This window comes from Streptomyces sp. SS7 (genome assembly GCF_037993025.1).
Taxonomy (GTDB): Bacteria; Actinomycetota; Actinomycetes; order Streptomycetales; family Streptomycetaceae; genus Streptomyces.
The window spans coordinates 1,407,388-1,430,396 of sequence record NZ_CP141223.1 but is presented as its reverse complement, the minus strand read 5'-3'; the positions used below and the strand labels follow the sequence as shown (position 1 = coordinate 1,430,396).

The window sequence follows — 23,009 nt, the reverse complement described above, 5'->3', positions numbered from 1 at the left end:
AGATCTGACGCACCCTCCGTCCGTGCCGTCGCACGGGTCCCCCAGAGGAAGGTCGTGGTCATGTCGCACCCGTACGCGTCGCCCATGGACCGGCCGGACCGCCCCGAGCGGGTGGCCGTCAGCCGTCGCCGTCTGCTCGAGGGATCGGCCGCCGTCCTCGGCGCCCTCGCCCTGTCCGCCCCGGCCGGCACCCACCGCGCGGCCGCCGCGGGCGCCGTCGTGGACAACCCCGAGTGGAACGGCCGCATCGACGTCTTCCGGCTCGGCACCGAGGCCCCGCACACCACCCTCATGCCGTACGCCGACCTCGCCCAGGCCCTCGCCGCCGACCGCACCCGCTCCCCGTACCGGCTGAGCCTCGACGGCACCTGGAAGTTCGCCCACGCCGACCGGCCCGAGGACCGGGACCCCGGCTTCTACCGCACCGACCTCGACGACAGCGGCTGGGGCACCCTCCCGGTCCCCTCCGCCTGGCAGCTGCACGGCCACGACCGCCCCCTCTACGTCAACATCACCTACCCCTGGTGGGGCCCCAACGGACTCGGCGAGGACGCCCAGCCCCCGGCCGCCCCCACCCGCTTCAACCCCGTCGGCCAGTACCGCCGGACCTTCACCGTCCCGCGCGGCTGGGCGGGCCGGCGCACCTTCCTCCACTTCGAGGGCGTCAAGTCCGCCCACTACGTCTGGATCAACGGCGCACTCGTCGGCTACCACGAGGACTCCTACACCCCCGCCGAGTACGACATCACCCCGCACCTGAGAGCCGGCACCAACCAGATCGCCGTCGAGGTCTACCGCTACTCCGACGGTGACTGGCTGGAGGACCAGGACATGATCCGGCTGAGCGGCATCTTCCGCTCGGTGTACCTCTACTCCACCCCGTCCGTGCACCTGCGCGACTTCCGCCTCGACACCCCGCTCGGCGACGGGCACACGACGGCCGCGCTGGCGGTCACCGCGAGCGTGCGCGACTACGGCGGCGAGGGCGCCGGCCGGTACGCCGTGGAGACGCAGCTCTACGACGCGGGCGGGCACCCGGTGTGGTCCCGGCCGCTGCGCCGGGCGGTCGACCTCGGCGCCGGCGAGGAGCGCACCGTACAGGCCGAGAAGGCCGTGCCGGCGCCGCGCCTGTGGTCGGCCGAGCACCCGTACCTCTACACCGCCGTGCTCCGGCTGCGCGATCCGGGCGGCCGGGTGATCGAGACCCTCTCCCACCGCGTCGGCCTGCGCGAGTTCGTCCTGAAGGACGGGCTGATGCGCATCAACGGCAAGCCCGTCTCGCTGCGCGGCACCAACCGGCACGAGATGCACCCGGTGCGCGGCTCCGCCCTCACCCGCGCGGACCTCGTCGAGGACATCCGGCTGATCAAACGCCTCAACATCAACACCGTCCGCACCTCCCACTACCCCAACAACCCGCTCTGGCTGGAGCTCGCCGACGCCTACGGCCTCTACCTGGTCGACGAGACCAACCTGGAGACCCACGGCATCCGCGGCCAGTACCCCGGCGACCACCCGGAGTGGACCGCGGCCTGCGTGGCCCGCGCCCAGAACATGGTCCACCGCGACAAGAACCACGCCTCGGTCGTCATCTGGTCCCTCGGCAACGAGGCGGGCGGCGGCAGCACCTTCACCGCCATGCACGACTGGATCCGCTCCTACGACACCACCCGCGTCATCCAGTACGAGGGCGACGACCGCCCCGGCATCAGCGACATCCGCTCCGAGATGTACGACACCCCGGCCCGCGTCGAGGCCCGCGCGAAGGACACCTCCGACACCCGGCCGTACGTGATGATCGAGTACGCCCACTCGATGGGGAACTCCACCGGCAACCTCACCGAGTACTGGGACCTGGTCCGCGGGCACGACGTCCTCCAGGGCGGCTGGATCTGGGACTTCGTCGACCAGGCCCTGAGCTGGCCCACCCCGGCCCGCACCCTGCTCACCGAGTCCGGGCCCGCCGCGCTGACCGGCGAGATCGTCAACCCCAGCGGAGGCTTCGACCGCGACAAGGGTGTCTCCGGTGCCACGGTCTTCGCCCGCGACCCGCGCCTGGACCTCACCGGCTCCCTCACCCTGGAGGCCTGGGTCACCCCGCACGTGACCGGCTACCACCAGCCGATCCTGGTCAAGGGCGACACCCACTACTCCCTGAAGCAGTCGGGCCGCACCCTGGAGTTCTTCATCCACGGCAGCGGCCAGTGGGTCAGCGCGAGCTGGGCGGTCCCCGACGACTGGACCGGCCGTGAACACCATGTCGCGGGTGTGTACGACGCCGACGCGGGCACGCTCACCCTCCAGGTCGACGGCACGGTCCGCGCCACCCGCACCACCACCGTGCGCCCCGCCGTCAACACCGCCCCCCTGTCCCTGGCCACCGACGTCGACAACCCGACCCGGGAGTTCAGCGGCACCATCCGCGCCGCCCGCGTCTACGCCCGCGCCCTGACCGCCACCGAACTCGCCTCCGACGACCGGGGCCCCGGCGACGACGGCGTACGGTTCTGGTTCGACGCGGCTACCGTCGAGGTCACCCGGAAGCAGCCCCGCGAGAAGACCTTCATGGCCTACGGCGGGGACTGGGGCGACAACCCCAACGACGGCGCGTTCTCCGGGGACGGCATCGTGCTGGCCGACCGCGGCCTCACCGGGAAGTCCGCCCAGGTCAAACGCGTCTACCAGGCAGTCCGGGCCCGCCCCGCGACCGGCGGGAGGCTGGCCCCCGGCGCCCCCGTCACCCTCACCAACGAGTACCTCTTCACCGACCTGCGCGACTTCGACGGCCACTGGGAGCTGCTCGCCGACGGCGAGGCGGTGCAGCGCGGCAGACTGAGCCGGGACCTGCTGAAGCTGCCCCCGCTGTCGGCCAAGGACATCACCGTCCCCTTCCGCCTGCCGCGCCGGCCCGCCCCCGGCACCGAGTACTTCCTGAACCTGTCCTTCACCACCCGCGAGCGCACCCCGTGGGCCGACGCGGGCTTCGAGGTGGCCCGCCACCAGATCCCGGTCGACGCCGGCGGCCCCGCCGTCACCCCCGTGCCCCTCGCCGCCGTCCCCGCCCTCACCCACGAGGAGGGCGCCACGTCCGTCACCGTCACCGGCAAGGACTTCTCCGTCACCGTCGACAAGCGGACCGGTGTCATCACCTCCTACCGCTGCGGCGGCTCCTCCCTCATCGTCTCCGGACCCACCCCCAACTACTGGCGCGCGCCCACCGACAACGACCGCGGCAACGGCCAGCACACCCGCAACCAGACCTGGCGCGACGCCGGCGCCCGCCGCAGGGTCACCGGGACCGCCGTACGGGCCCTGCGCGACCGCGCCGTGGAGATCCACGTCACCGGCACGCTGCCCACCACCACCGAGTCTGCCTACACCGCCACCTACACCGTCTTCGGCAACGGGGAGATCAAGGTCGACCACACCCTCCACCCTGGCGCCGCCACCCTGCCCTACCTCCCCGAGGTGGGCACGCTGCTCTTCCTGCCCGCCCGGCTGGAACACCTGCACTACTACGGCCGCGGCCCCGAGGAGAACCACTGGGACCGCAACGACGCCACCGACGTGGGCCTGCACTCCGGCACCGTCACCGGCCAGTGGACCCCCTATCTGCGCCCCCAGGAGAACGGCAACAAGACCGACGTCCGCTGGGTCGCCCTCACCGGCCGCGACGGCACCGGGCTGCTCGTCAGCGGCGAGCCGCTCCTGGAGTTCAACGCCTCGCACTTCACCCCCGAGGACCTCTCCGTCGGAGCCCGCCACGACTACCAGCTCACCCCGCGGCGGGACGTCGTCCTGCGGGTGAACCACCGCCAGATGGGCGTCGGCGGCGACAACAGCTGGGGCGCCCACACCCACGACGCGTACAAACTCCTCGCCGACCGCGACTACGCGTACACCTACCGGCTGCGCCCCCTGACCGACCCGGCCCGGGCGACGCGGGCCACGCGCCGGCCGACGGCCACGCAGTAGCGGGCCCGCCCCTCCCGGGGTCCGTCCGCGGCCCTCCCTGGGTACCGTTTCCCCACGGAACACGAAACGCTACCCAGGGAACAGGAACCTCTCATGACCGAGCAGGACGAGCGATTCGACGTTGTCGTACTCGGCGCCGGCCCCGGCGGCTACGTGGCCGCGGTCCGTGCCGCCCAGCTGGGCAAGCGCGTCGCCGTCGTCGAGGAGAAGTACTGGGGCGGCGTCTGCCTGAACGTGGGCTGCATCCCCACCAAGGCCCTGCTGCGCAACGCCGAACTGGCCCACATCTTCACCCACGAGGCGAAGACCTTCGGCATCAAGGTCGACGGCACGGTCTCCTTCGACTACGGCGAGGCCCACCGCCGCAGCCGCAAGGTCGCCGACGGCCGCGTCAAGGGCGTCCACTACCTGATGAAGAAGAACGGGATCACCGAGTACGACGGCCGCGGCACCTTCCTCGACCCGCACACCCTCCAGGTCACCGGCTACGACGGCGAGACCCGCACGATCGGCTTCGAGGACTGCGTCATCGCCACGGGCGCCACCCCCAAACTGCTCCCCGGCACCCGCCGCACCTCCCGCGTCGTGACCTACGAGGAGCAGATCCTCGCCGAGGAGCTCCCGCAGTCCGTGATCATCGCGGGCGCCGGGGCCATCGGCATCGAGTTCGCCTACGTCCTGAACAACTACGGCGTGAAGGTCACCGTCGTGGAGTTCCTGGACCGCGTCGCGCCCCTGGAGGACGCCGAGGTCTCCGCCGAACTCGCCCGCCAGTACCGCAAGCTGGGCATCGACGTCCTGACCTCCACCCGCGTCGACTCCATCGACGAGTCCGGGCCGCAGGTCCGGGTCACCGTCACCGGCAAGGACGGCGCGCCGCGGGTCCTGGAGGCCGACAAGGTCCTCCAGGCCATCGGCTTCGCCCCCAACGTCACCGGCTTCGGCCTGGAGAACACCGGCGTCGCCCTCACCGAGCGCGGCGCGATCGAGGTGGACGGCCGCTGCCGCACCTCCGTCCCGCACCTGTACGCCATCGGCGACGTCACCGCCAAGCTGATGCTCGCCCACACCGCCGAGGCCATGGGCGTGATCGCCGCCGAGACCCTCGCCGGCGCCGAGACGATGGAACTCGACTACGCGATGATCCCGCGCGCCACCTACTGCCAGCCGCAGATCGCCAGCTTCGGCTACACCGAGGCCCAGGCCCGCGAACTCGGCTACGACGTCAAGGTCGCGAAGTTCCCCTTCTCCGCCAACGGCAAGTCCCACGGCCTCGGCGACACCACGGGCTTCGTGAAGCTCATCTCCGACGCCAGGTACGGCGAGCTGATCGGCGGCCACCTCATCGGCCCCGACGTCACCGAACTGCTGCCCGAGCTCACCCTCGCCCAGCAGTGGGACCTCACCGTCCACGAGGTCGCCCGCAACGTCCACGCCCACCCCACCCTCGGCGAAGCCGTCAAGGAAGCCGTCCACGGCCTCGCCGGACACATGATCAACATGTGAGCCCGGCGGCGGGGCCGGACGGGGCGCTCATCCGAACGGCCCCGCCGCGCTCGCCGCCCCCCGGCGCCCGGGATGTCCTGGCAACAGCCGCAGAACCCGAGCGACGGCGCGCGGCGCAGCACCCGAAGGGACGCCCGCCCATGACCTCGCACCCCTCCCCCCCACGGCCCCACCGGCCCCGCCGGCCCCACCCGGGGCGAGATCGGCACCGCCTGGTCCGTCCCGCCCGGCGGCCCGCGCCGCACCGCGGCGGCCGCGCGCGACGGCTTCGCCTCCGGCGGGAGGGTCTTCTCCGGCGTCCTGCTGCTCTGCGGCGGCCTCCTGGCCGTCCTCCAGGCCGTGGTCGCCCTCTCCGGCGACGACGGCTACGCCCGTGTCGGCTCCTACGTCTACGCACTCAGCCTCACCGGCTGGGGCGCGATCCACCTCACGCTCGGCGTCCTCGCCGCCGCTACCGGCGCGGCCCTCCTGCGGGGCGCGGCCCGGGCCCGCTTCCCGGGCATCGTCCTCGCCGCCCTCAGCCTGGTCGCCCAGTGGCTGTTCCTGCCGTACGAACCGCCGTGGTCGGTCACCGTGATGGCGATCGACGTGTTCGTGATCTGGTCCCTGGCCATGCTCCCGGAGCGGACGCGACCGGACCCGCCCCGAGCCCGCCGGCGCGGATGACGTCCATGTCGGATTCTCGCCAGCGCCGACGCGGCGGGTGTCCGATGCTTGGACGCATGCAGAACGCGATGCACACCGACCGCGAGCGCTGTGTGCGCGCCGTGCAGTCGAAGGACGCACGGTTCGACGGATGGTTCTTCACCGCGGTCCTGACCACCGGCATCTACTGCCGGCCGAGCTGCCCCGCCGTGCCGCCCAAGCCGCGGAACATGGTCTTCCACCCGAGCGCCGCCGCCTGCCAGCAGGCCGGCTTCCGTGCGTGCAAGCGCTGCCGGCCGGACACCAGCCCGGGCTCCCCGGAGTGGAACCAGCGTGCCGACCTCGTCGCCCGCGCCATGCGGCTGATCGCCGACGGGGTCGTCGACCGGGACGGCGTTCCCGGACTCGCCGCCCGCCTCGGCTACAGCACCCGCCAGGTGGAACGGCAGCTCCTCGCCGAACTCGGCGCGGGCCCCCTGGCGCTGGCCCGCGCCCAGCGCGCCCAGACGGCCCGTCTCCTCGTCGAGACGACCGGACTGCCCATGGCGGACGTGGCGTTCGCCGCCGGCTTCTCCTCCGTGCGCACCTTCAACGACACCGTGCGCGAGGTGTTCGCGCTGTCCCCGAGCGAACTGCGCGCCCGTGCCCCGCACCGGGACCGGACACCGGCCCCCGGCCCCGGGGCAGCGGCCACCGGCGGCACCCTCCAGCTCCGGCTGCCGTTCCGTGCCCCGCTCAACCCCGACAACCTGTTCGGCCACCTCGCCGCGACCGGTGTCCCCGGCGTGGAGGAGTGGCGGGACGGCGCCTTCCGGCGCACCCTGCGCCTCCCGAACGGCCACGCGGTCGTCGCGCTCACCCCGCACCCCGACCACATCGGCTGTCGGCTCACCCTCACCGACCTGCGCGATCTCACCGTCGCCACCAGCCGCTGCCGGCGCATGCTCGACCTCGACGCCGACCCCGTCGCCGTCGACGACCGGCTGCGCACGGACCCCCTGCTGGCCCCCCTCGTGGACAAGGCGCCCGGCCGCCGGGTGCCGCGCACAGTCGACGAGGCCGAGTTCGCCGTACGCGCCGTGCTGGGGCAGCAGGTGTCCACGGCGGCCGCCCGCACCCACGCGGCCCGTCTGGTCACCGCGTACGGCGACCCGGTCGAGGACCCGGAAGGCGGCCTCACCCACCTCTTCCCGACCCCCGAGTCCCTGGCCGAGGCCGACCCCGAGTCCCTGGCCATGCCCCGCACGCGCCGCACCACCTTCACCACCCTCGTCCGCCGCCTCTCCGCGGGAACCCTCCACCTGGGCCCGGAGAGCGACTGGCCCGAGACCCGCGCCCAGCTCCTCGCCCTCCCCGGCTTCGGCCCCTGGACCGTCGACGTCATCGCCATGCGCGCCCTCGGCGACCCCGACGCCTTCCTCCCCACCGACCTCGGAATCCGGCGGGCCGCCCAGGAGTTGGGCCTGCCCTCCACCCCGGCGGCCCTCACGGCCCGCGCGGCGGCCTGGCGTCCCTGGCGGGCGTACGCGGTCCAGTACCTGTGGGCGACCGACAGCCACCCGATCAACTTCCTTCCTGTCTAGGGACGTGCGCATGAAGAACCACACCGTCGTCGACAGCCCGTACGGACCCCTCACCCTCGTCGCCGACGACGGGGTGCTGTGCGGCCTCTACATGACCGAACAGCGTCACCGGCCGCCGCAGGAGAACTTCGGCCCGCGCGACGACACCCTCTTCGGCGCGGCCGAGGAACAGCTGGAGGCCTATTTCGACGGCGGACTGCAGGAGTTCACCCTCCCCCTGCGCATGTCGGGAACCCCGTTCCAGCGCGAGGTGTGGGACCAGCTGCGCGCCATCCCGTACGGCGAGACCCGCTCCTACGGCGAACTCGCGGCGTTCCTCGGCAATCCGGGCGCCTCCCGGGCCGTGGGCCTCGCCAACGGCAAGAACCCGATCGGGATCATCGTCCCCTGCCACCGTGTGGTCGGCGCCGGCGGCGGCCTCACCGGCTACGGCGGCGGCCTCGACCGCAAGCAGCGCCTGCTGGACTTCGAGAGCGGCACGGCGCTGTTCTGACTCCCCGTCCGGCACACCGCCCCCTCACGTCCCGCACACCGCCGCGAGGTCCGCGCCCGCCACCAGCAGCGCCACGGTCCGGTCCGCGATCCGGTCGAGGCGCTCCCGCAGCACCCGCCCGGTGGCCTCCAGCCCGTCGAGCCGGTCGAGGGAGGCCATGATCTCGCGCACGGCGGGAATCCCGTACCCGCCGGCCCGCAGGGCGGCGACGACACGGGCCGCCCGGATCGCCGCGACACCGTAGCGGCGCGCCCGCAGCGAGGTCACCCGCTCGGGGGCGACCAGGCCCTCCTGTTCCCAGAACCGCAGAGTGGAGGGTCGCACCCCCAGCGCGCCCGCCAGCTCGGTGATCGTCATCGCGTCGCCCCCGCCCTCCGGCCCGCCGTCCGCCGCCTCCCCCCGGATCGCCCGCAGCGCCTCCTGGGCGCGCAGGACCTCCTCGCGTTCCCGCGTCAGCCGGACGTGCACCGCGCTGATCGCCGCGGCCGCCTCCACGAGCGGCTCCGTCCGCACCCGGGCGAGCAACACCCGTGCCTCGACGGGCCCGACGGCCCCCGCGAGTCCCCGGTAGGCGCGCAACGCCCGTACATGGACCGGCGTGTAGGAGCGGTAACCGTTGGCGGCCCGGCCGGCCGGCGGAATCACCCCCAGCCGCTCCAGGTCCCGCACCTGCTGCACCGAGTACCCCGATTCCCGGGCGACGTCGACGGTACGCGACGGACCCACCCCCTCCGTCCCTCAACCCCACACAAGCACTTGAAGGTCATGCTCGAACCATGAGTATGGAGCAGATCATCGAGACGGTGCGTTCCTTCGACGGCGCGCTCGTGGTCGTCCCCGCACCGGGCGACGGCCTTCCCGAGATCGCCTGGGGCGACGCGTACTTCTACCACGCCCCCGACGGCCGGATGCCCTCGCGCGGACAGCCGTACGGAACGATCGTCACCAAGGACCACCCGGGCGACACCGCCTCCGACCTCGCCCCGCCGGACCGCTGGCGGGTCAACGTCAAGGTCGACCGTTCCACCTTCCTCGACCTCACCGGCGAGGAACCGCGCGCCCTCGCCCTGCCCCGCGACCACGCGGCCGCCGACACCGTGCTGCCCCACCCCGTGTACGGCGCGCTCGGCTGGATCGCGGTGGTCAACCCCGCGGAAGCCACCACGGAGCTGGTCCTGCGGCTCCTGCGCGCCGCCCACGCCGCCGCCCGCGCCCGCCACCAGTGGTGACGGCGTCAGACCGGTTGCTCCTGAAGCTCCTGCAGCAGCCGGGGCAGGGCCTCTCCGATGGGCTCGCGGACGACCTCGTCGGCGATCTCGTCGTACGGGGTCGGCTCGGCGTTGACGATGACCAGCCGGGCGCCGTGGTCGGCGGCGACCCCGGCGAGGCCCGCGGCGGGCTGGACCTGGAGGCTGGTGCCGACGGCGATGAACACCGTGCAGGCCTTGCTGATCGCGAGCGCGTCGCCGAGGACGACCGGATCGAGCCGCTCGCCGAACATCACGGTGGCCGTCTTCAGAATCCCGCCGCACTCCAGACAGGGCGGGTCCGGCTCGCCGGCGTCGACGCGGGCGAGGGCGTCCGCCATCGTCCCGCGGGCGTGACACCTCGTGCAGACGACACCGTGCGCGGTGCCGTGCAGCTCCAGCACCTTGCGCTCGGGCAGGCCCGCGCGCTGGTGCAGGCCGTCCACGTTCTGGGTGATCACCCGCACCGGGATCCCGGACCGCTCCAGCCCGGCGACGGCCAGATGCGCCGCGTTCGGCTCGGCGCGCAGCGCGCCGGTCTCCCGCCGCATCAGCCAGGACCGCCGCCGGATCTCCGGGTCCCGCATGTAGAAGTCGTAGGTGACGAGCTTCTCGGCCTCGGGGTCCCGCCGCCACAGTCCGTTCGGACCGCGGTAGTCGGGGATCCCGGAGTCGGTGGAGATGCCGGCACCGCTGAGGAGGGCGACCAGTGGCCTGTTCATGGGCCCGAGGGTAGGGTTCCCGCCCGCTCGGGGCGAACGGATATTCGGGGTGCCGTCCGGTCCCGACCCGGACGGACTCCCGGTGCGGTGCCACCGTCCCGGCATGGCCAAGGTCACCGTCTCCCTCGATGCCCAGCTCGTCGTCGAGGTCATGGTTCTCTCCGGGGTGGGCAATCCCCAGGACGCCGTCGAACTCGTCGTCCGCGACTACATCGAGCGCGGTCACCGCACGGAGGCCCGCGTCGCCGCCCGCGACGAGGCGCTGCGCGAGGCGGACGGCGAACCGCGCACCCCCGAGGGCTGAGCCGGCGGCGTCCGCGCGTCAGCCCACCGGGCGGCCGTTCTCCAGCTCGACCGGTCCCGAGCCGTCCGCCAGGGCGTCGAGCGCGGCGAGGACACGGTGACCCAGGGAGCCCAGCAGATGGCCCGTGATCTCCTCGCGCGGGACCAGCCGCCAGGACAGCAGTTCCTCCTCCTGGAGCCGGATCGCCTTGAGGTCGTCCTCGTCGAGGGTCCCGCCGTCGTAGAGGTACGCCACGAGCGGCGGCCTGCCCGGTCCGACCGACCAGTCCACCGCGAGCAGCCGCCCGAGCGGACGGTCGAGGCCGATCTCCTCCAGCGTCTCGCGGCGTGCGCCCTGCCGGGGCGTCTCGTCCTGGTCGGACTCCACCGTGCCGCCCGGCAGCGCCCAGCCGTCCCGGTAGTTGGGCTCGACGAGCAGCACCCGCCCCTCCATGTCCCGGAAGAGGACGGCGGCACCGGCCAGGATGCGTGGCAGGGTGGCGATGTACGCGGCGAAGTCGGAGGTGCTGGAGGCAGTCATCCCAGCAGGGTATCCAGCCCCGCCACCCGTTCCCGCCGCCCGCCACCGCACGCGCCCGCCCGTGACACCCCGGTGCGCTCGCCCGCCCCCGCCCACCCCTTTGCGCCCCTCCCTCCTACCCCGGTGCCTCCACCAACCGCACCGTCCGCTCCGCCAGCTCGCTGATGCGGGCCCCGTCGAAGCCGAACACCGCGCTGTGCACGGTGTCCTCCAGCGGGTCCGTCCAGTGCGCGGGGATCGCCCGTGCCCCGGTCATCACGCCGGCCACCGAGCCCGCCGTGGCGCCGTTGGAGTCGGTGTCCAGCCCGCCGCGGACGGTGAGGGCGAGGGTCCGGGTGAAGTCGCCGTCGCCGTAGAGCAGTCCCGCGGTCAGGACGGCCGCGTTGGGGACGGTGTGGATCCAGCCCAGGCCGGACGTCTCGGCGCCGATCGTGGCCAGGGTGTCCTCCCAGCCCAGGCCCGTGTCGTGGAGGGCGGTGACCCGGCGGACGGTCCGGGCCAGACGGCTGCTCGCCGGGATGACGGCCATCGCCTCCTCCAGCGCGCCGCGCACCGTCGGCGCGGTGAACGCCGCCGCGATCAGCGCCGCCGACCACATCGCGCCGTAGACCCCGTTCCCGGTGTGCGAGAGCACCGCGTCCCGGCGGGCGAGCGACGCCGCGCGCCGCGGGGCGCCGGGACTGGTCCAGCCGTAGACGTCCGCGCGGATGAGAGCGCCGATCCACTCCTGGTACGGATTGTCGTACGTCGCCGTCAGCGGCGGTCTGATGCCGCCCGCGAGGTTGCGGTAGGCGGCGCGTTCCGCGGTGAACGTCTGGAGGTACGGCAGCCGCAGCAGCCACAGGTCGCCGACCTGTTCGGTGGTGAAGGCGAAGCCGTGCGTCTCCAGCAGGTCGAGTCCGAGGATCGCGTAGTCGACGTCGTCGTCGCGGCAGCTGCCGTGCACGCGGCCGCGCACGCAGCTGCGCCACTCGGGCCGCAGCCGCCCGCGGTCCGCCTCGGTGGCGGGTTCGGGCAGATAGTCGGTGAGGGGGAGCGCGCCGGCGCGACGCAGATAGCCGTCGATGCGCTCGCGGGTCCACACCTCCCCCTGTTCGACCGGTTTGCCGAGCATGTTTCCGGCGATCCGGCCCAGCCAGCCGCCGAGCACACGGTCGGCGAGGGCGGGCCCGGTGGTCCGGGAGGTCCCCACGGCGGTCATGGCTCCGGTCTACCCGATTCCAGGCGCCCTCGCGCGGTTTCCGGCCGCTTCCACAGGAGGTCCTCACCCTGTCCCAGGGGGCGGGCAACGCATGACGGCGGGGGCGTCCTCCGGATAAGGTCGCTGCGGCGCGACTGGCCCTGACGTGCGCGGGGCCCGGAGAGCGAGGGGATGGCAACGGTGGCGGACGCTGCAGCGCAGGGCACCCGACGACGGGTGCTCGTGGCCGCGGACAAGTTCAAGGGGTCGCTGACGGCCGTACAGGTCGCCGAGCGGGTGGCGGCCGGGCTGCGCCGGGCCGTGCCGGACGTCGAGGTGGAGGCCCTGCCGGTCGCCGACGGCGGCGACGGCACGGTCGCCGCGGCGGTCGCGGCCGGGTTCGAACGCCGGGAGGTACGGGTCGCCGGTCCCCTCGGGCACGAGGTCACCGCCGCGTTCGCGCTGCGCGGCGACACCGCCGTGGTGGAGATGGCGGAGGCGAGCGGTCTGCAGCGGCTGCCCGCCGGTGTCTTCGCCCCGCTGACCGCCTCGACGTACGGCTCCGGGGAACTGCTGCGCGCCGCGCTGGACGCGGGTGTCCGCACGATCGTGTTCGGGGTCGGCGGCAGTGCGACCACCGACGGCGGCGCGGGCATGCTGTCCGCGCTCGGGGCCCGCTTCCTCGACGAGGACGGCGAGCCGCTGGCGCCGGGCGGCGGCGGGCTCGCCGACCTGGACCGCGCCGACCTGTCCGGTCTCGATCCGCGGCTGTCGTCCGTGGAGCTGGTCCTCGCCAGCGACGTCGACAACCCGCTGACCGGCCCGAAGGGCGCTCCGGCGGTGTACGGGCCGCAGAAGGGCGCCTCCCCGGACGACGTCCAGGCACTGGACGAGGCGCTCGCGCACTACGCGAAGGTGCTGGAGGCGGAGGTGGGCCCGCGGGCCGCGGCGTACGCGGCCGCGCCGGGGGCCGGCGCCGCGGGCGGCATCGGCTACGGCGCCCTGCTGCTGGGGGCCCGGTTCCGGGCCGGCATCGAGGTGATGCTGGACGTGCTGGGCTTCGCACCGGCCCTGGAGCGGGCGGAGCTGGTGATCACCGGCGAGGGCTCGCTGGACGAGCAGACCCTGCACGGCAAGGCCCCCGCCGGGGTCGCGGCCGCCGCCCGTGCCGCCGGCAAGGAGGTCGTCGCGGTCTGCGGACGCCTGGCCCTGCCACCGGAGGCCCTCGGCCGGGCGGGGATCCGGCGGGTGTACCCCCTGACGGAGATCGAGCCGGACGTGGCGACCTGCATCTCCGACGCCGGCCCGATCCTGGAACGGGTCGCGGAGCGGATCGGTCACGACTTCCTGACCTGAGCCGGGGTCACGGCAGCGGGGTGAGCTCGCCGTTCAGGTCCCTGAAGAAGCTGCCGTTGTCCTGGCCGTACGCCTTGCCGTGCTTGAACCACTGCCTCGAGACGTGGTGGACGGTCTTGGCGGTGGTCTCCCAGACCAGGGAGTGGCCGGCGCCCTCGAGGCAGAACATCAGCTTCTTCGGTCCCTTGACGGCCGTGTAGAGGTCCGGCACGGAGAAGCGCAGGATGTCGGGGAAGGTCGCCGGGCTGTTGGCCGTCCGGTCCAGCTGGCCGTAGACGATCGCCACGGGAACCCGGTCACCGAGCACGTACGTCCCGCCGGGGTCCTTGTACGGAACGGTCTGGTTGTTCCAGCCCCACCAGTAGGTGTTCCGGTACCGCAGGACGCCCTCGTAGTCGCCGGGCCCCTCCTCGGGGCCCCACTTGCTGCCCACCGGGTCGCTCTGCATGCAGGCGTCCCACACGTGGTCCTCGATGCCGGGTTCCCACAGGCTGGGGGTGCTGCTGAGCGACGCCTTGACCCCGGTCTTGCTCGCGACGTGCATCGGGAAGCCGAACATGGAGGGCGGTGCGGACACCGGCAGCGTCTGGGCTCCGGGCGGGCGCCCGAAGGGGTCGGCCGGGTTCTCCGACCACCGTCCCTTCGGCGGGAAGACCGGTGCCAGCAGGAACAGGCTCTCGACGTCCTCCGGGTGCTTGAGGGTGTAGGGGCCCATCACCAGCGAGCCCGCGGACCAGCCCACGAAGCGGACCGGCTTGTCCCGGCCGGGCAGACCCCTGATGTACTGCACCACCGTGTGCAGCTCCGCCTCCTCGCTCTCCGAGTTGCCGAGCTGGTGGGGGTACGGGGGCGGGCAGCTCGCCGGGAGGGGGTTGGGGACGAGGAGCTGCTCCTGCTGGGCCGGGTTGGCGTTGCACGCGTCGTCCATCCTGGGGCGGGGCGACCGTCCGGATCCCTGGATGTCCATGATGAAGACGTCGAAACCGGCGCCCGCCAGTTCCTGCGCCCAGCTGTAGCGGGTCGGGGAGCCGCCGGGGACCGGCGGGAGGTCGAAGCCCGGGAGCGCCGGCACGCTCCGGCCGTGCAGCATCAGGACCGGCTTGCGCGGGTTGTTCCCGTTGGTGCCGTCGTACTCCCGTACGGGGAGCTGCACGGGCTCCCCGTCGTTCGCCGGGATCGTGGAGACGTGCGGGACCTTGTGTTCCGTGAGGACGAGTGAGGACATGACCATCTCCCAGAGCGGGTGTGAATGGGTCAATTCCTGGCAAATTCCACCCCCTTCCACCGTCCTCTCCTTCCTCACGCTGTGCAACCGCTCGCGGATCCCGGGTAGTTGACAGGTCAAGGGCACACGGCGGACGCCCTTGAAGCCGAAACGGGTGTGGCCCGAGCCGGAAGGGGCTCGGGCCACACCCGTGTGCGGTGAGGGAGGGTCAGGGCAGCTGGGCCGCCCGTGCCTCGCGGCGGTTGCCGCGGAAGTTGTTCACCCGGCGGGCCGTGGCGAACAGCGGGATCACCGCGCCCATGACGAGCTGCAGCGCGCAGCCGGTCTGCAGCAGCAGCTGGCCGCTCGGGGCGTCGAACGCCCAGGCCGCCAGCAGCCCCATCGACAGCACGATCCAGACGAGCACCGCGCCGGCGAGGCGGCCCCGCGGCTTGGGGTACTCGACCCGGCTCACCATCAGCCAGGCGGTCCCCAGGATGGCCAGCAGCGTCGCCACGAAGGGCAGCTCCAGCAGCACGATCGAGACCACGGTCAGTGCGCCGAACGGTGAGGGCATGCCCTGGAACATGCCGTTCGGCGGGGTCACGCACGAGAATCTCGCCAGCCGCAGCACCACCGCCAGCAGGACGACGATCGCGCCGACCGCCGCCACCCGCTGGTGGGCGTCGTCGGCGACCATGCCGTAGACGAGGACGAAGTACGCCGGAGCCAGACCGAAGCTGATCAGGTCAGAGAGGTTGTCCAGCTCCGCGCCCATCGGGGAGCTGCGCAGCTTGCGCGCGACCAGACCGTCGAACAGGTCGAAGACGGCCGCGCACAGCATCAGGATGACGGCGGTGGCCGCGCTGTGGCGGGCCATGCCGGTCTCCTGGTCCCCGGTGAGGTGCGGGATCAGGATGCCGGTGGTGGTGAAGTACACCGCCATGAAGCCGCACGTGGCGTTGCCGAGGGTGAGGGTGTCCGCTATCGACAGACGCAGCGAGAGGGGCATCTCCTCCTCGTCGTCCGTGTCGTCGGCCTCGGGCACCCAGCCCGCCTGGGTCTCAGGGTCAATCACGGTCAATGCGAGTCACCCCCGCCACGGTCTTCTGTCCGACCTCGACCGCGACCTCCACGCCCTCGGGCAGGTAGAGGTCGACGCGGGAGCCGAAGCGGATGAGGCCGATCCTGTCGCCCTGCTCGACCTTCGTGCCCTCGGGGAGGTAGGGGACGATACGGCGGGCGACGGCACCGGCGATCTGGATCATCTCGATGTCACCGAGTTCGGTGTCGAAGTGCCAGACGACGCGCTCGTTGTTCTCGCTCTCCTTGTTGAACGCCGGAACGAACCCGCCGGGGATGTGCTCCACGGACGTGACCGTGCCGGAGAGCGGCGCGCGGTTGACGTGGACGTTGAGCGGGCTCATGAAGATCGCGACCCGGGTGCGTCCGTCCTTCCACGGCATGATGCTCTGCACCACTCCGTCGGCGGGGGAGATGACCCGGCCCGGCGCGATCTCGCGCTCGGGGTCGCGGAAGAACCACAGCATGCCCGCCGCCAGAGCGGTGGCGGGGACGGCGACGGCCTTGGCGACACCCGAGCGGCGGGCGCGGACCAGGCTGACGGCTGCGGTGGCGACGGTCGGCAGAAGCCACGGCGATGCTCCGCGCGCGAGGCGTGCGCCTACCAGGCGGTCGCGGTGTGCAGAGGTTTGGCTGTGGGGCATGGATGACCTTCGTAGCGGACGATGCCGCGCTTCGACGGGGGACGGCGGCTTTCCGGCGATCGTAGCGGTTCGGGGGCGCAACTGGGTAAGCCAGGAAGCCGAGTCGGCGGCCGGGTGATGTTGACGGGGTGTGATCTTCTTCTCGAAGAAAACACCCCCAACCCGGACATCTAGCCCTGGAACCGATACTCTTCGAGCAGTCGGCGCCCGATGATCATTTTCTGGATTTCGGCGGTACCTTCACCGATCAGCAGCATCGGGGCCTCACGGTAGAGGCGCTCGATCTCGTACTCCTTGGAGAAGCCGTAGCCGCCATGGATCCGGAAGGCGTCCTCCACGACCTCCTTGCAGTACTCGGAGGCGAGGTACTTCGCCATACCGGCCTCAAGGTCGTTTCGTTCGCCGGAGTCCTTTTTGCGTGCCGCGTTCACCATCATGGCATGCGCGGCCTCGACCTTGGTAGCCATCTCGGCCAGCTTGAACTGGATCGCCTGGTGCTGGGCGATCGCCTTGCCGAACGTGTGCCGCTGCTGCGCGTACTGGACGCCCAGCTCGAAGGCACGCTGAGCGACGCCGCAGCCACGCGCCGCCACATTCACGCGTCCCACCTCTACGCCGTCCATCATTTGGTAAAAACCTCGGCCGGTGACCCCGCCGAGCACCCGATCGGCGGGAAGCCGCAGGCCATCCATGATCAGCTCGGTGGTGTCGACACCCTTGTAGCCCATCTTCTCGATCTTGCCCGGGATGGTCAGGCCGGGGCGGACCTCTCCGAAGCCGGGCTCCTTCTCGATCAGGAAGGTGGTCATCGACTTGTGGGGCGCCGTGCCCTCGGGGTGTCCTTCGTCACTTCTGACCAGAACGGCCACCAGCGACGACGTACCACCGTTCGTCAGCCACATCTTCTGACCGTTCAGGACGTACTCCTCGCCGTCCCTCACCGCCTTCGACGTGATCGCCGACACGTCCGAGCCCAGACCCGGCTCCGACATCGAGAACGCGCCCCGGATGTCGCCGGCCGCCATCCGCGGCAGGAAGTGGTCCTTCTGCTCCTGCGTGCCGTGCTGCTTGAGCATGTACGCCACGATGAAGTGCGTGTTGATGATCCCCGAGACCGACATCCAGCCCCGGGCGATCTCCTCCACGCACAGCGCGTAGGTCAGGAGCGACTCGCCCAGACCCCCGTACTCCTCGGGGATCATCAGGCCGAACAGGCCGAGTTCCCTCAGACCGTCGACGATCTGCTGCGGGTACTCGTCGCGGTGCTCCAGCTCGGTGGCGACCGGGATGATCTCCTTGTCCACGAAGTCGCGGACGGTGGAGAGGATCTCCTGCTGGACGTCGGTCAGACCGGCGGTCTGGGCAAGTCGCGCCATGGCTACTTCTCCTGCTGCTTCAGCTCGGGGCGGCCCGGCTGCTCGCCGCCGCGCTCCTTGATGTACGTCTCGGTCGGCACCATCACCTTGCGGCGGAACACGCACACGAGCGTGCCGTCCTGCTTGTAGCCCCTGGTCTCCACATGGACGATCCCGCGGTCGTTCTTCGACTTCGAGGGCCACTTGTCCAGCACGGTCGTCTCGCCGTAGATCGTGTCGCCGTGGAAGGTCGGCGCCACGTGCCGCAGCGACTCGATCTCCAGGTTGGCGATCGCCTTGCCGGACACGTCCGGCACCGACATGCCGAGCAGCAGGGAGTAGATGTAGTTCCCGACCACGACGTTCTTGCCGAAGTCCGTGGTGTTCTCGGCGTAGTTGACGTCCATGTGGAGCGGGTGGTGGTTCATGGTGAGGAGACAGAACAGATGGTCGTCGTACTCGGTGACCGTCTTGCCCGGCCAGTGCTTGTACGTCGCCCCGACCTCGAACTCCTCGTAGGTGCGTCCGAACTGCATCGCGCTCAGGCCTCCGGGATCTCGAACTTGCTGGTGCGCTGCATGCCGGCGGCACGCCCCTTGCCGGAGACGACCAGCGCCATCTTGCGGCTGGCCTCGTCGATCATCTCGTCGCCGAGCATCGCCGAGCCCTTCTTGCCGCCCGCCTCGGAGGTGTAGTAGTCGTAGGCGTCCAGGATCAGCTCGGCGTGGTCGTAGTCCTCCTGCGAGGGCGAGAAGATCTCGTTGGACGCCTCGACCTGGCCCGGGTGCAGCACCCACTTGCCGTCGAAGCCGAGCGCGGCGGCGCGCCGCGCGACCTCGCGGTAGCCGTCGACGTTGCGGATCTGCAGGTAGGGGCCGTCGATCGCCTGGAGGTCGTTGGCCCGGGCGGCCATCAGGATCTTCATCAGGATGTAGTGGTAGGCGTCCGCCGGGTAGCCGGGCGGCTGCTCGCCCACGACCAGCGACTTCATGTTGATCGACGCCATGAAGTCGGCCGGCCCGAAGATGATCGTCTCGATGCGCGGGGAGGCCTGCGCGATCTCGTTGACGTTGTTCAGGCCCTGCGCGTTCTCGATCTGCGCCTCGATGCCGATCCTGCCGACCTCGAAGCCCATGGTCTTCTCGATCTGCGTCAGCAGCAGGTCCAGCGCGACGACCTGCTGGGCGTTCTGCACCTTCGGCAGCATGATGCAGTCGAGGTTGGGGCCGGCGCCCTCGACGACCGTCACGACGTCACGGTACGTCCATTCGGTCGTCCAGTCGTTGACGCGCACGACCCGCGTCTTGCCGGTCCAGTCGCCCTCGTTCAGGAACTTGACGACGGTGTGCCGCGCCTCGGGCTTGGCGAGCGGGGCGCACGCGTCCTCCAGGTCGAGGAAGACCTGGTCCGCCGCCAGGCCCTGCGCCTTCTCCAGGAAGCGGGGGTTGCTGCCCGGGACCGCGAGACACGAGCGGCGCGGACGCAGACGGTTGACGGTCATGCGGGGACCTCCAGGGGGTCGAGCTTGTTCGCTTTGCGGATCTCGTCGACGATGCGGCCGATGATTCCGGTGATGTCGAAGTCCTTCGGGGTGAAGACCGCGGCCACTCCGGCCGCCCTGAGCTGCTCGGCGTCACCATTCGGGATGATGCCACCGGCGATCACCGGTATATCTGTGGCACCGGCCACACGGAGCCGCTCCAGCACGTCCGGCACCAGTTGCGCGTGCGAGCCGGACAGGATCGACAGGCCCACCGCGTGCACGTCCTCGGCGAGGGCCGCGTCCACGATCTGCTCCGGGGTGAGCCGGATGCCCTGGTAGACCACCTCGAAGCCGGCGTCGCGGGCGCGCACGGCGATCTGCTCGGCGCCGTTGGAGTGCCCGTCCAGGCCCGGCTTGCCGACCAGGAAGCGCAGCTTGCCCGTGCCGAGGTCCTTCGCGGTCGTCTCCACCCTGCGGCGCACCTCCGACATGGCCGAGCCCTCCTCGGCGGGGACCGCCACCGGCGCCGAGGAGACCCCGGTCGGCGCCCGGAACTCGCCGAACACCTCGCGCAGCGCCCCGGCCCACTCACCGGTCGTGACCCCGGCGCGGGCGCACTCCAGGGTGGCCTCCATCAGGTTGTCGGTGCCCTTGGCGGCCTCCTTCAGCCGCTCCAGCGCCTTGCAGGGGCGGGGGTGGTTGAAGGGCGGCTGGTAGCGGGTTTCGCGCCAGCCCCGCAGGGAGGCGACGACCCGGGCCTCGACGGCGGGATCGACCGTCTGGATGGCCGTGTCGAGATCGGCGGTGAGCGGATTGGGTTCGGTCGTCTCGAAGATGTTGACGCCGACGATCTTCTCCTGGCCGGACTCGATCCGGGCGCGGCGCTCGGCGTGCGAGGAGACCAGCTGCGACTTCAGGTAGCCGGACTCCACGGCGGCCATCGCGCCGCCCATCTCCTCGATCCGCGCGATCTCCGCGAGGGACTCCTCGACGAGCCGCGCGACCTTCGCCTCGACGACGTGCGAGCCCTCGAAGAGGTCCTCGTACTCCAGCAGGTCGCTCTCGTGCGCCAGCACCTGCTGGATCCGCAGCGACCACTGCTGGTCCCAGGGCCGGGGCAGGCCCAGCGCCTCGTTCCAGGCCGGCAGCTGCACGGCACGCGCGCGGGCGTCCTTCGACAGCGTCACGGCCAGCATCTCCAGCACGATCCGCTGGACGTTGTTCTCCGGCTGTGCCTCGGTCAGCCCGAGCGAGTTGACCTGGACGCCGTACCGGAAGCGGCGCTGCTTGGGGTCCTCGATGCCGTAGCGCTCGCGCGTGATCCGGTCCCAGATCCGCCCGAACGCCCGCATCTTGCACATCTCCTCGACGAAGCGGACGCCCGCGTTCACGAAGAAGGAGATCCGGGCCACGACGTCGCCGAACTTCTCGGCGGGCACCTGCCCCGAGTCGCGCACGGCGTCGAGCACCGCGATCGCGGTGGACATCGCGTACGCGATCTCCTGGACCGGCGTGGCGCCCGCCTCCTGCAGGTGGTAGCTGCAGATGTTGATCGGGTTCCACTTCGGGATGTGGGCGACCGTGTACGCGATCATGTCCGTCGTCAGGCGCAGGCTCGGCCCCGGCGGGAAGACGTGCGTGCCCCGGGACAGGTACTCCTTGACGATGTCGTTCTGGGTCGTGCCCTGGAGCCGGGTGATGTCCGCGCCCTGCTCCTCGGCGACGACCTGGTAGAGCGCCAGCAGCCACATGGCGGTGGCGTTGATCGTCATCGAGGTGTTCATCTGCTCCAGGGGGATGTCCTGGAACAGCCGGCGCATGTCACCGAGATGGGCCACCGGCACACCGACCCGGCCGACCTCGCCGCGGGCGAGGACGTGGTCGGAGTCGTAGCCGGTCTGGGTCGGCAGGTCGAACGCCACCGACAGGCCCGTCTGGCCCTTGGCGAGGTTGCGCCGGTACAGCTCGTTGGACGCCTCGGCCGTGGAGTGGCCGGCGTACGTGCGCATGAGCCACGGCCGGTCCTTCTCCCGCGTGCCTGCGGCGGGCTGACGCTCAGTCATCTTGACCCCGGGTGTCTCAGATGTTGCGGAAGCGGTTGATGGCGTCGACGTGCCGGGCGCGCATCTCCTCGTCGCGCACGCCGAGACCCTCCTCGGGGGCGAGGCACAGCACGCCGACCTTGCCCTGGTGGAGGTTGCGGTGCACGTCGTACGCGGCCTGCCCGGTCTCCTCCAGGGAGTAGGTCTTCGACAGGGTCGGGTGGATCTTGCCCTTCGCGATGAGCCGGTTGGCCTCCCAGGCCTCGCGGTAGTTGGCGAAGTGCGAGCCGATGATCCGCTTCAGGGACATCCACAGGTAGCGGTTGTCGTACTCGTGCATGTAGCCCGAGGTCGAGGCGCAGGTGGTGATGGTGCCGCCCTTGCGGGTGACGAAGACGGAGGCGCCGAAGGTCTCGCGGCCCGGGTGCTCGAAGACGATGTCGATGTCCTCGCCGCCGGTGAGTTCGCGGATGCGCTTGCCGAAGCGCTTCCACTCCTTCGGGTCCTGCGTCTGCTCGTCCTTCCAGAACCGGTAGCCCTCGGCGTTGCGGTCGATGATCGCCTGCGCGCCCATCGCCCGGCAGATGTCCGCCTTCTGCGGCGAGGACACGACGCAGATGGGGTTGGCGCCGCCGGCCAGCGCGAACTGCGTGGCGTAGGAGCCGAGGCCGCCGCTCGCGCCCCAGATCAGGACGTTGTCGCCCTGCTTCATCCCGGCGCCGTTGCGGGAGACCAGCTGCCGGTAGGCGGTGGAGTTGACCAGACCCGGGGCGGCGGCCTCCTCCCAGCTGAGGTGGTCCGGCTTGGGCATCAGCTGGTTGGACTTGACCAGGGCGATCTCGGCGAGGCCGCCGAAGTTGGTCTCGAAGCCCCAGATGCGCTGCTCCGGGTCGAGCATCGTGTCGTTGTGGCCGTCGGACGACTCCAGCTCGACGCTGAGGCAGTGCGCGACGACCTCGTCGCCCGGCTTCCAGGCGTTGACGCCGGGGCCGGTGCGCAGGACGACGCCCGCGAGGTCGGAGCCGATGATGTGGTAGGGCAGGTCGTGCCGCTTGGTGAGCTCGCTGAGCCGGCCGTAGCGCTCCAGGAAGCCGAAGGTGGACAGCGGCTCGAAGATCGAGGTCCACACGGAGTTGTAGTTGACCGAGGACGCCATGACGGCCACCAGGGCCTCTCCCGGGCCGAGCTCGGGCAGCGGAACCTCGTCGAGGTGGATCGACTTGCGCGGGTCCTTGTCGCGGGTCTCGAGCCCGGCGAACATCTCGGTCTCGTCCTTGTGGACGGTGATCGCGCGGTACGACTCGGGAAGCGGCAGCGCCGCGAAGTCGGCGGGCGTCGCGTCCGGGGACTGGATCGCGTCCAGGATGTCCTGAGTGGTCACGGTGTTGCCTCCGGCGGTGAGCGCCCTGAGGGAGGGGCGCTGAGGGTTGGTTCGATGCTGTTCGGCGGCGCTTTGTGGCGCGGGAGGTTGCCTGTGACGCAGGCGTCCGGGCGCGCAGACCATGCGCTGCGGGGACAGCCGGCGTACGAAAGGTCTCTGCACGCCGGCCGCCCGGACACCTTCAACGTATGACACCGCGTGTCACCCCGCAAGGCACTGAGTGCCAGAACTTCTCCTCAGATGAAATCTTTACGTAACAAATGAGCGATGATCGATCGAACGGGGAC

At 71.5% G+C, this 23,009-nt stretch carries 20 protein-coding genes; 8 read left to right on the top strand and 12 right to left on the bottom strand.

Annotation, left to right across the window (positions count from 1 at the left end):
* Positions 1–60: 60 nt before the first annotated feature.
* The 5 genes from U5640_RS06460 (at position 61) to U5640_RS06440 (ending at position 8,202) form a co-directional block, all read left to right on the top strand.
* Complete coding sequence (locus U5640_RS06460; RefSeq protein ID WP_340374824.1) at positions 61–3,975, top strand: glycoside hydrolase family 2 TIM barrel-domain containing protein; 3,915 nt, start codon at positions 61–63, stop codon at positions 3,973–3,975.
* Between the two features lie 93 nt (positions 3,976–4,068).
* Complete coding sequence (gene lpdA, locus U5640_RS06455; RefSeq protein WP_340374823.1) at positions 4,069–5,481, top strand: dihydrolipoyl dehydrogenase; 1,413 nt, start codon at positions 4,069–4,071, stop codon at positions 5,479–5,481.
* A 339-nt stretch (positions 5,482–5,820) separates the two neighbouring features.
* Positions 5,821–6,147, top strand: a complete 327-nt coding sequence (locus U5640_RS06450) for a hypothetical protein (RefSeq protein WP_340374822.1) — start codon at positions 5,821–5,823, stop codon at positions 6,145–6,147.
* Between the two features lie 68 nt (positions 6,148–6,215).
* Entirely contained in the window at positions 6,216–7,709 is a 1,494-nt protein-coding gene (locus U5640_RS06445; protein ID WP_340384974.1) for an AlkA N-terminal domain-containing protein, read from the top strand.
* A 10-nt stretch (positions 7,710–7,719) separates the two neighbouring features.
* A complete protein-coding gene (locus U5640_RS06440; RefSeq protein WP_340374821.1) occupies positions 7,720–8,202 on the top strand; it encodes a methylated-DNA--[protein]-cysteine S-methyltransferase in 483 nt (160 codons plus the stop codon).
* A 24-nt stretch (positions 8,203–8,226) separates the two neighbouring features.
* Here U5640_RS06440 and U5640_RS06435 read toward each other — a convergent pair whose 3' ends face one another.
* Positions 8,227–8,928 (bottom strand): MerR family transcriptional regulator, encoded by a 702-nt coding sequence (locus U5640_RS06435; RefSeq protein ID WP_340374820.1) that lies wholly within the window; start codon positions 8,926–8,928, stop codon positions 8,227–8,229.
* A 56-nt stretch (positions 8,929–8,984) separates the two neighbouring features.
* Here U5640_RS06435 and U5640_RS06430 point away from each other — a divergent pair, with 56 nt between their 5' ends.
* Positions 8,985–9,431 carry a DUF6194 family protein gene (locus U5640_RS06430; RefSeq protein ID WP_340384972.1) on the top strand — a complete coding sequence of 149 codons (447 nt, stop codon included), beginning with the start codon at positions 8,985–8,987 and terminating at the stop codon, positions 9,429–9,431.
* A 5-nt stretch (positions 9,432–9,436) separates the two neighbouring features.
* Here U5640_RS06430 and U5640_RS06425 read toward each other — a convergent pair whose 3' ends face one another.
* Positions 9,437–10,171 carry a Sir2 family NAD-dependent protein deacetylase gene (locus tag U5640_RS06425; RefSeq protein ID WP_340374819.1) on the bottom strand — a complete coding sequence of 245 codons (735 nt, stop codon included), beginning with the start codon at positions 10,169–10,171 and terminating at the stop codon, positions 9,437–9,439.
* A 103-nt stretch (positions 10,172–10,274) separates the two neighbouring features.
* Here U5640_RS06425 and U5640_RS06420 point away from each other — a divergent pair, with 103 nt between their 5' ends.
* Entirely contained in the window at positions 10,275–10,475 is a 201-nt protein-coding gene (locus U5640_RS06420) for a DUF2191 domain-containing protein (RefSeq protein WP_340374818.1), read from the top strand.
* Between the two features lie 18 nt (positions 10,476–10,493).
* Here the strand turns inward: U5640_RS06420 and U5640_RS06415 are convergent, their stop codons facing one another.
* Both U5640_RS06415 and U5640_RS06410 read right to left on the bottom strand, forming a co-directional pair.
* Positions 10,494–10,994, bottom strand: a complete 501-nt coding sequence (locus U5640_RS06415; RefSeq protein ID WP_340374817.1) for an NUDIX hydrolase — start codon at positions 10,992–10,994, stop codon at positions 10,494–10,496.
* Between the two features lie 115 nt (positions 10,995–11,109).
* Positions 11,110–12,195: an ADP-ribosylglycohydrolase family protein gene (locus U5640_RS06410; RefSeq protein ID WP_340374816.1), complete on the bottom strand. Its 1,086-nt coding sequence runs from the start codon at positions 12,193–12,195 to the stop codon at positions 11,110–11,112.
* A 216-nt stretch (positions 12,196–12,411) separates the two neighbouring features.
* Here U5640_RS06410 and U5640_RS06405 point away from each other — a divergent pair, with 216 nt between their 5' ends.
* A complete protein-coding gene (locus tag U5640_RS06405) occupies positions 12,412–13,530 on the top strand; it encodes a glycerate kinase (RefSeq protein WP_340384970.1) in 1,119 nt (372 codons plus the stop codon).
* Positions 13,531–13,537: 7 nt separating this feature from the next.
* Here U5640_RS06405 and U5640_RS06400 read toward each other — a convergent pair whose 3' ends face one another.
* The 8 genes from U5640_RS06400 to ccrA form a co-directional block, all read right to left on the bottom strand.
* Positions 13,538–14,755 carry an alpha/beta fold hydrolase gene (locus U5640_RS06400; protein ID WP_340374815.1) on the bottom strand — a complete coding sequence of 406 codons (1,218 nt, stop codon included), beginning with the start codon at positions 14,753–14,755 and terminating at the stop codon, positions 13,538–13,540.
* 208 nt (positions 14,756–14,963) lie between these two features.
* On the bottom strand, positions 14,964–15,818 hold the full coding sequence (pssA, locus tag U5640_RS06395; protein ID WP_340374814.1) for a CDP-diacylglycerol--serine O-phosphatidyltransferase: 855 nt from the start codon (positions 15,816–15,818) through the stop codon (positions 14,964–14,966).
* A complete protein-coding gene (locus tag U5640_RS06390; protein WP_067246122.1) occupies positions 15,805–16,461 on the bottom strand; it encodes a phosphatidylserine decarboxylase in 657 nt (218 codons plus the stop codon). Before U5640_RS06390 ends, pssA begins: the two co-directional genes overlap by 14 nt.
* A gap of 170 nt (positions 16,462–16,631) precedes the next feature.
* Positions 16,632–17,837 (bottom strand): acyl-CoA dehydrogenase family protein, encoded by a 1,206-nt coding sequence (locus tag U5640_RS06385; RefSeq protein WP_340374813.1) that lies wholly within the window; start codon positions 17,835–17,837, stop codon positions 16,632–16,634.
* Positions 17,838–17,839: 2 nt separating this feature from the next.
* Complete coding sequence (locus U5640_RS06380) at positions 17,840–18,352, bottom strand: MaoC family dehydratase (protein WP_340374812.1); 513 nt, start codon at positions 18,350–18,352, stop codon at positions 17,840–17,842.
* 5 nt (positions 18,353–18,357) lie between these two features.
* Positions 18,358–19,317 carry a CoA ester lyase gene (locus U5640_RS06375; RefSeq protein ID WP_340374811.1) on the bottom strand — a complete coding sequence of 320 codons (960 nt, stop codon included), beginning with the start codon at positions 19,315–19,317 and terminating at the stop codon, positions 18,358–18,360.
* A complete protein-coding gene (locus U5640_RS06370; protein WP_340374810.1) occupies positions 19,314–21,362 on the bottom strand; it encodes a protein meaA in 2,049 nt (682 codons plus the stop codon). The genes U5640_RS06375 and U5640_RS06370 overlap by 4 nt, the downstream gene beginning before the upstream one ends.
* A gap of 16 nt (positions 21,363–21,378) precedes the next feature.
* A complete protein-coding gene (gene ccrA, locus U5640_RS06365) occupies positions 21,379–22,722 on the bottom strand; it encodes a crotonyl-CoA carboxylase/reductase (protein ID WP_340374809.1) in 1,344 nt (447 codons plus the stop codon).
* Positions 22,723–23,009 lie beyond the last annotated feature (287 nt).

Coding starts and splice junctions, on each gene's coding strand:
- U5640_RS06460 (WP_340374824.1), top strand. CDS start 61: ATGTCGCACCCGTACGCGTCGCCCATGGACCGGCCGGACCGCCCCGAG.
- lpdA (WP_340374823.1), top strand. CDS start 4,069: ATGACCGAGCAGGACGAGCGATTCGACGTTGTCGTACTCGGCGCCGGC.
- U5640_RS06445 (WP_340384974.1), top strand. CDS start 6,216: ATGCACACCGACCGCGAGCGCTGTGTGCGCGCCGTGCAGTCGAAGGAC.
- U5640_RS06440 (WP_340374821.1), top strand. CDS start 7,720: ATGAAGAACCACACCGTCGTCGACAGCCCGTACGGACCCCTCACCCTC.
- U5640_RS06430 (WP_340384972.1), top strand. CDS start 8,985: ATGGAGCAGATCATCGAGACGGTGCGTTCCTTCGACGGCGCGCTCGTG.
- U5640_RS06425 (WP_340374819.1), bottom strand. CDS start 10,171: ATGAACAGGCCACTGGTCGCCCTCCTCAGCGGTGCCGGCATCTCCACC.
- U5640_RS06420 (WP_340374818.1), top strand. CDS start 10,275: ATGGCCAAGGTCACCGTCTCCCTCGATGCCCAGCTCGTCGTCGAGGTC.
- U5640_RS06415 (WP_340374817.1), bottom strand. CDS start 10,994: ATGACTGCCTCCAGCACCTCCGACTTCGCCGCGTACATCGCCACCCTG.
- U5640_RS06410 (WP_340374816.1), bottom strand. CDS start 12,195: ATGACCGCCGTGGGGACCTCCCGGACCACCGGGCCCGCCCTCGCCGAC.
- U5640_RS06400 (WP_340374815.1), bottom strand. CDS start 14,755: ATGTCCTCACTCGTCCTCACGGAACACAAGGTCCCGCACGTCTCCACG.
- U5640_RS06390 (WP_067246122.1), bottom strand. CDS start 16,461: ATGCCCCACAGCCAAACCTCTGCACACCGCGACCGCCTGGTAGGCGCA.
- U5640_RS06385 (WP_340374813.1), bottom strand. CDS start 17,837: ATGGCGCGACTTGCCCAGACCGCCGGTCTGACCGACGTCCAGCAGGAG.
- U5640_RS06380 (WP_340374812.1), bottom strand. CDS start 18,352: ATGCAGTTCGGACGCACCTACGAGGAGTTCGAGGTCGGGGCGACGTAC.
- U5640_RS06375 (WP_340374811.1), bottom strand. CDS start 19,317: ATGACCGTCAACCGTCTGCGTCCGCGCCGCTCGTGTCTCGCGGTCCCG.
- U5640_RS06370 (WP_340374810.1), bottom strand. CDS start 21,362: ATGACTGAGCGTCAGCCCGCCGCAGGCACGCGGGAGAAGGACCGGCCG.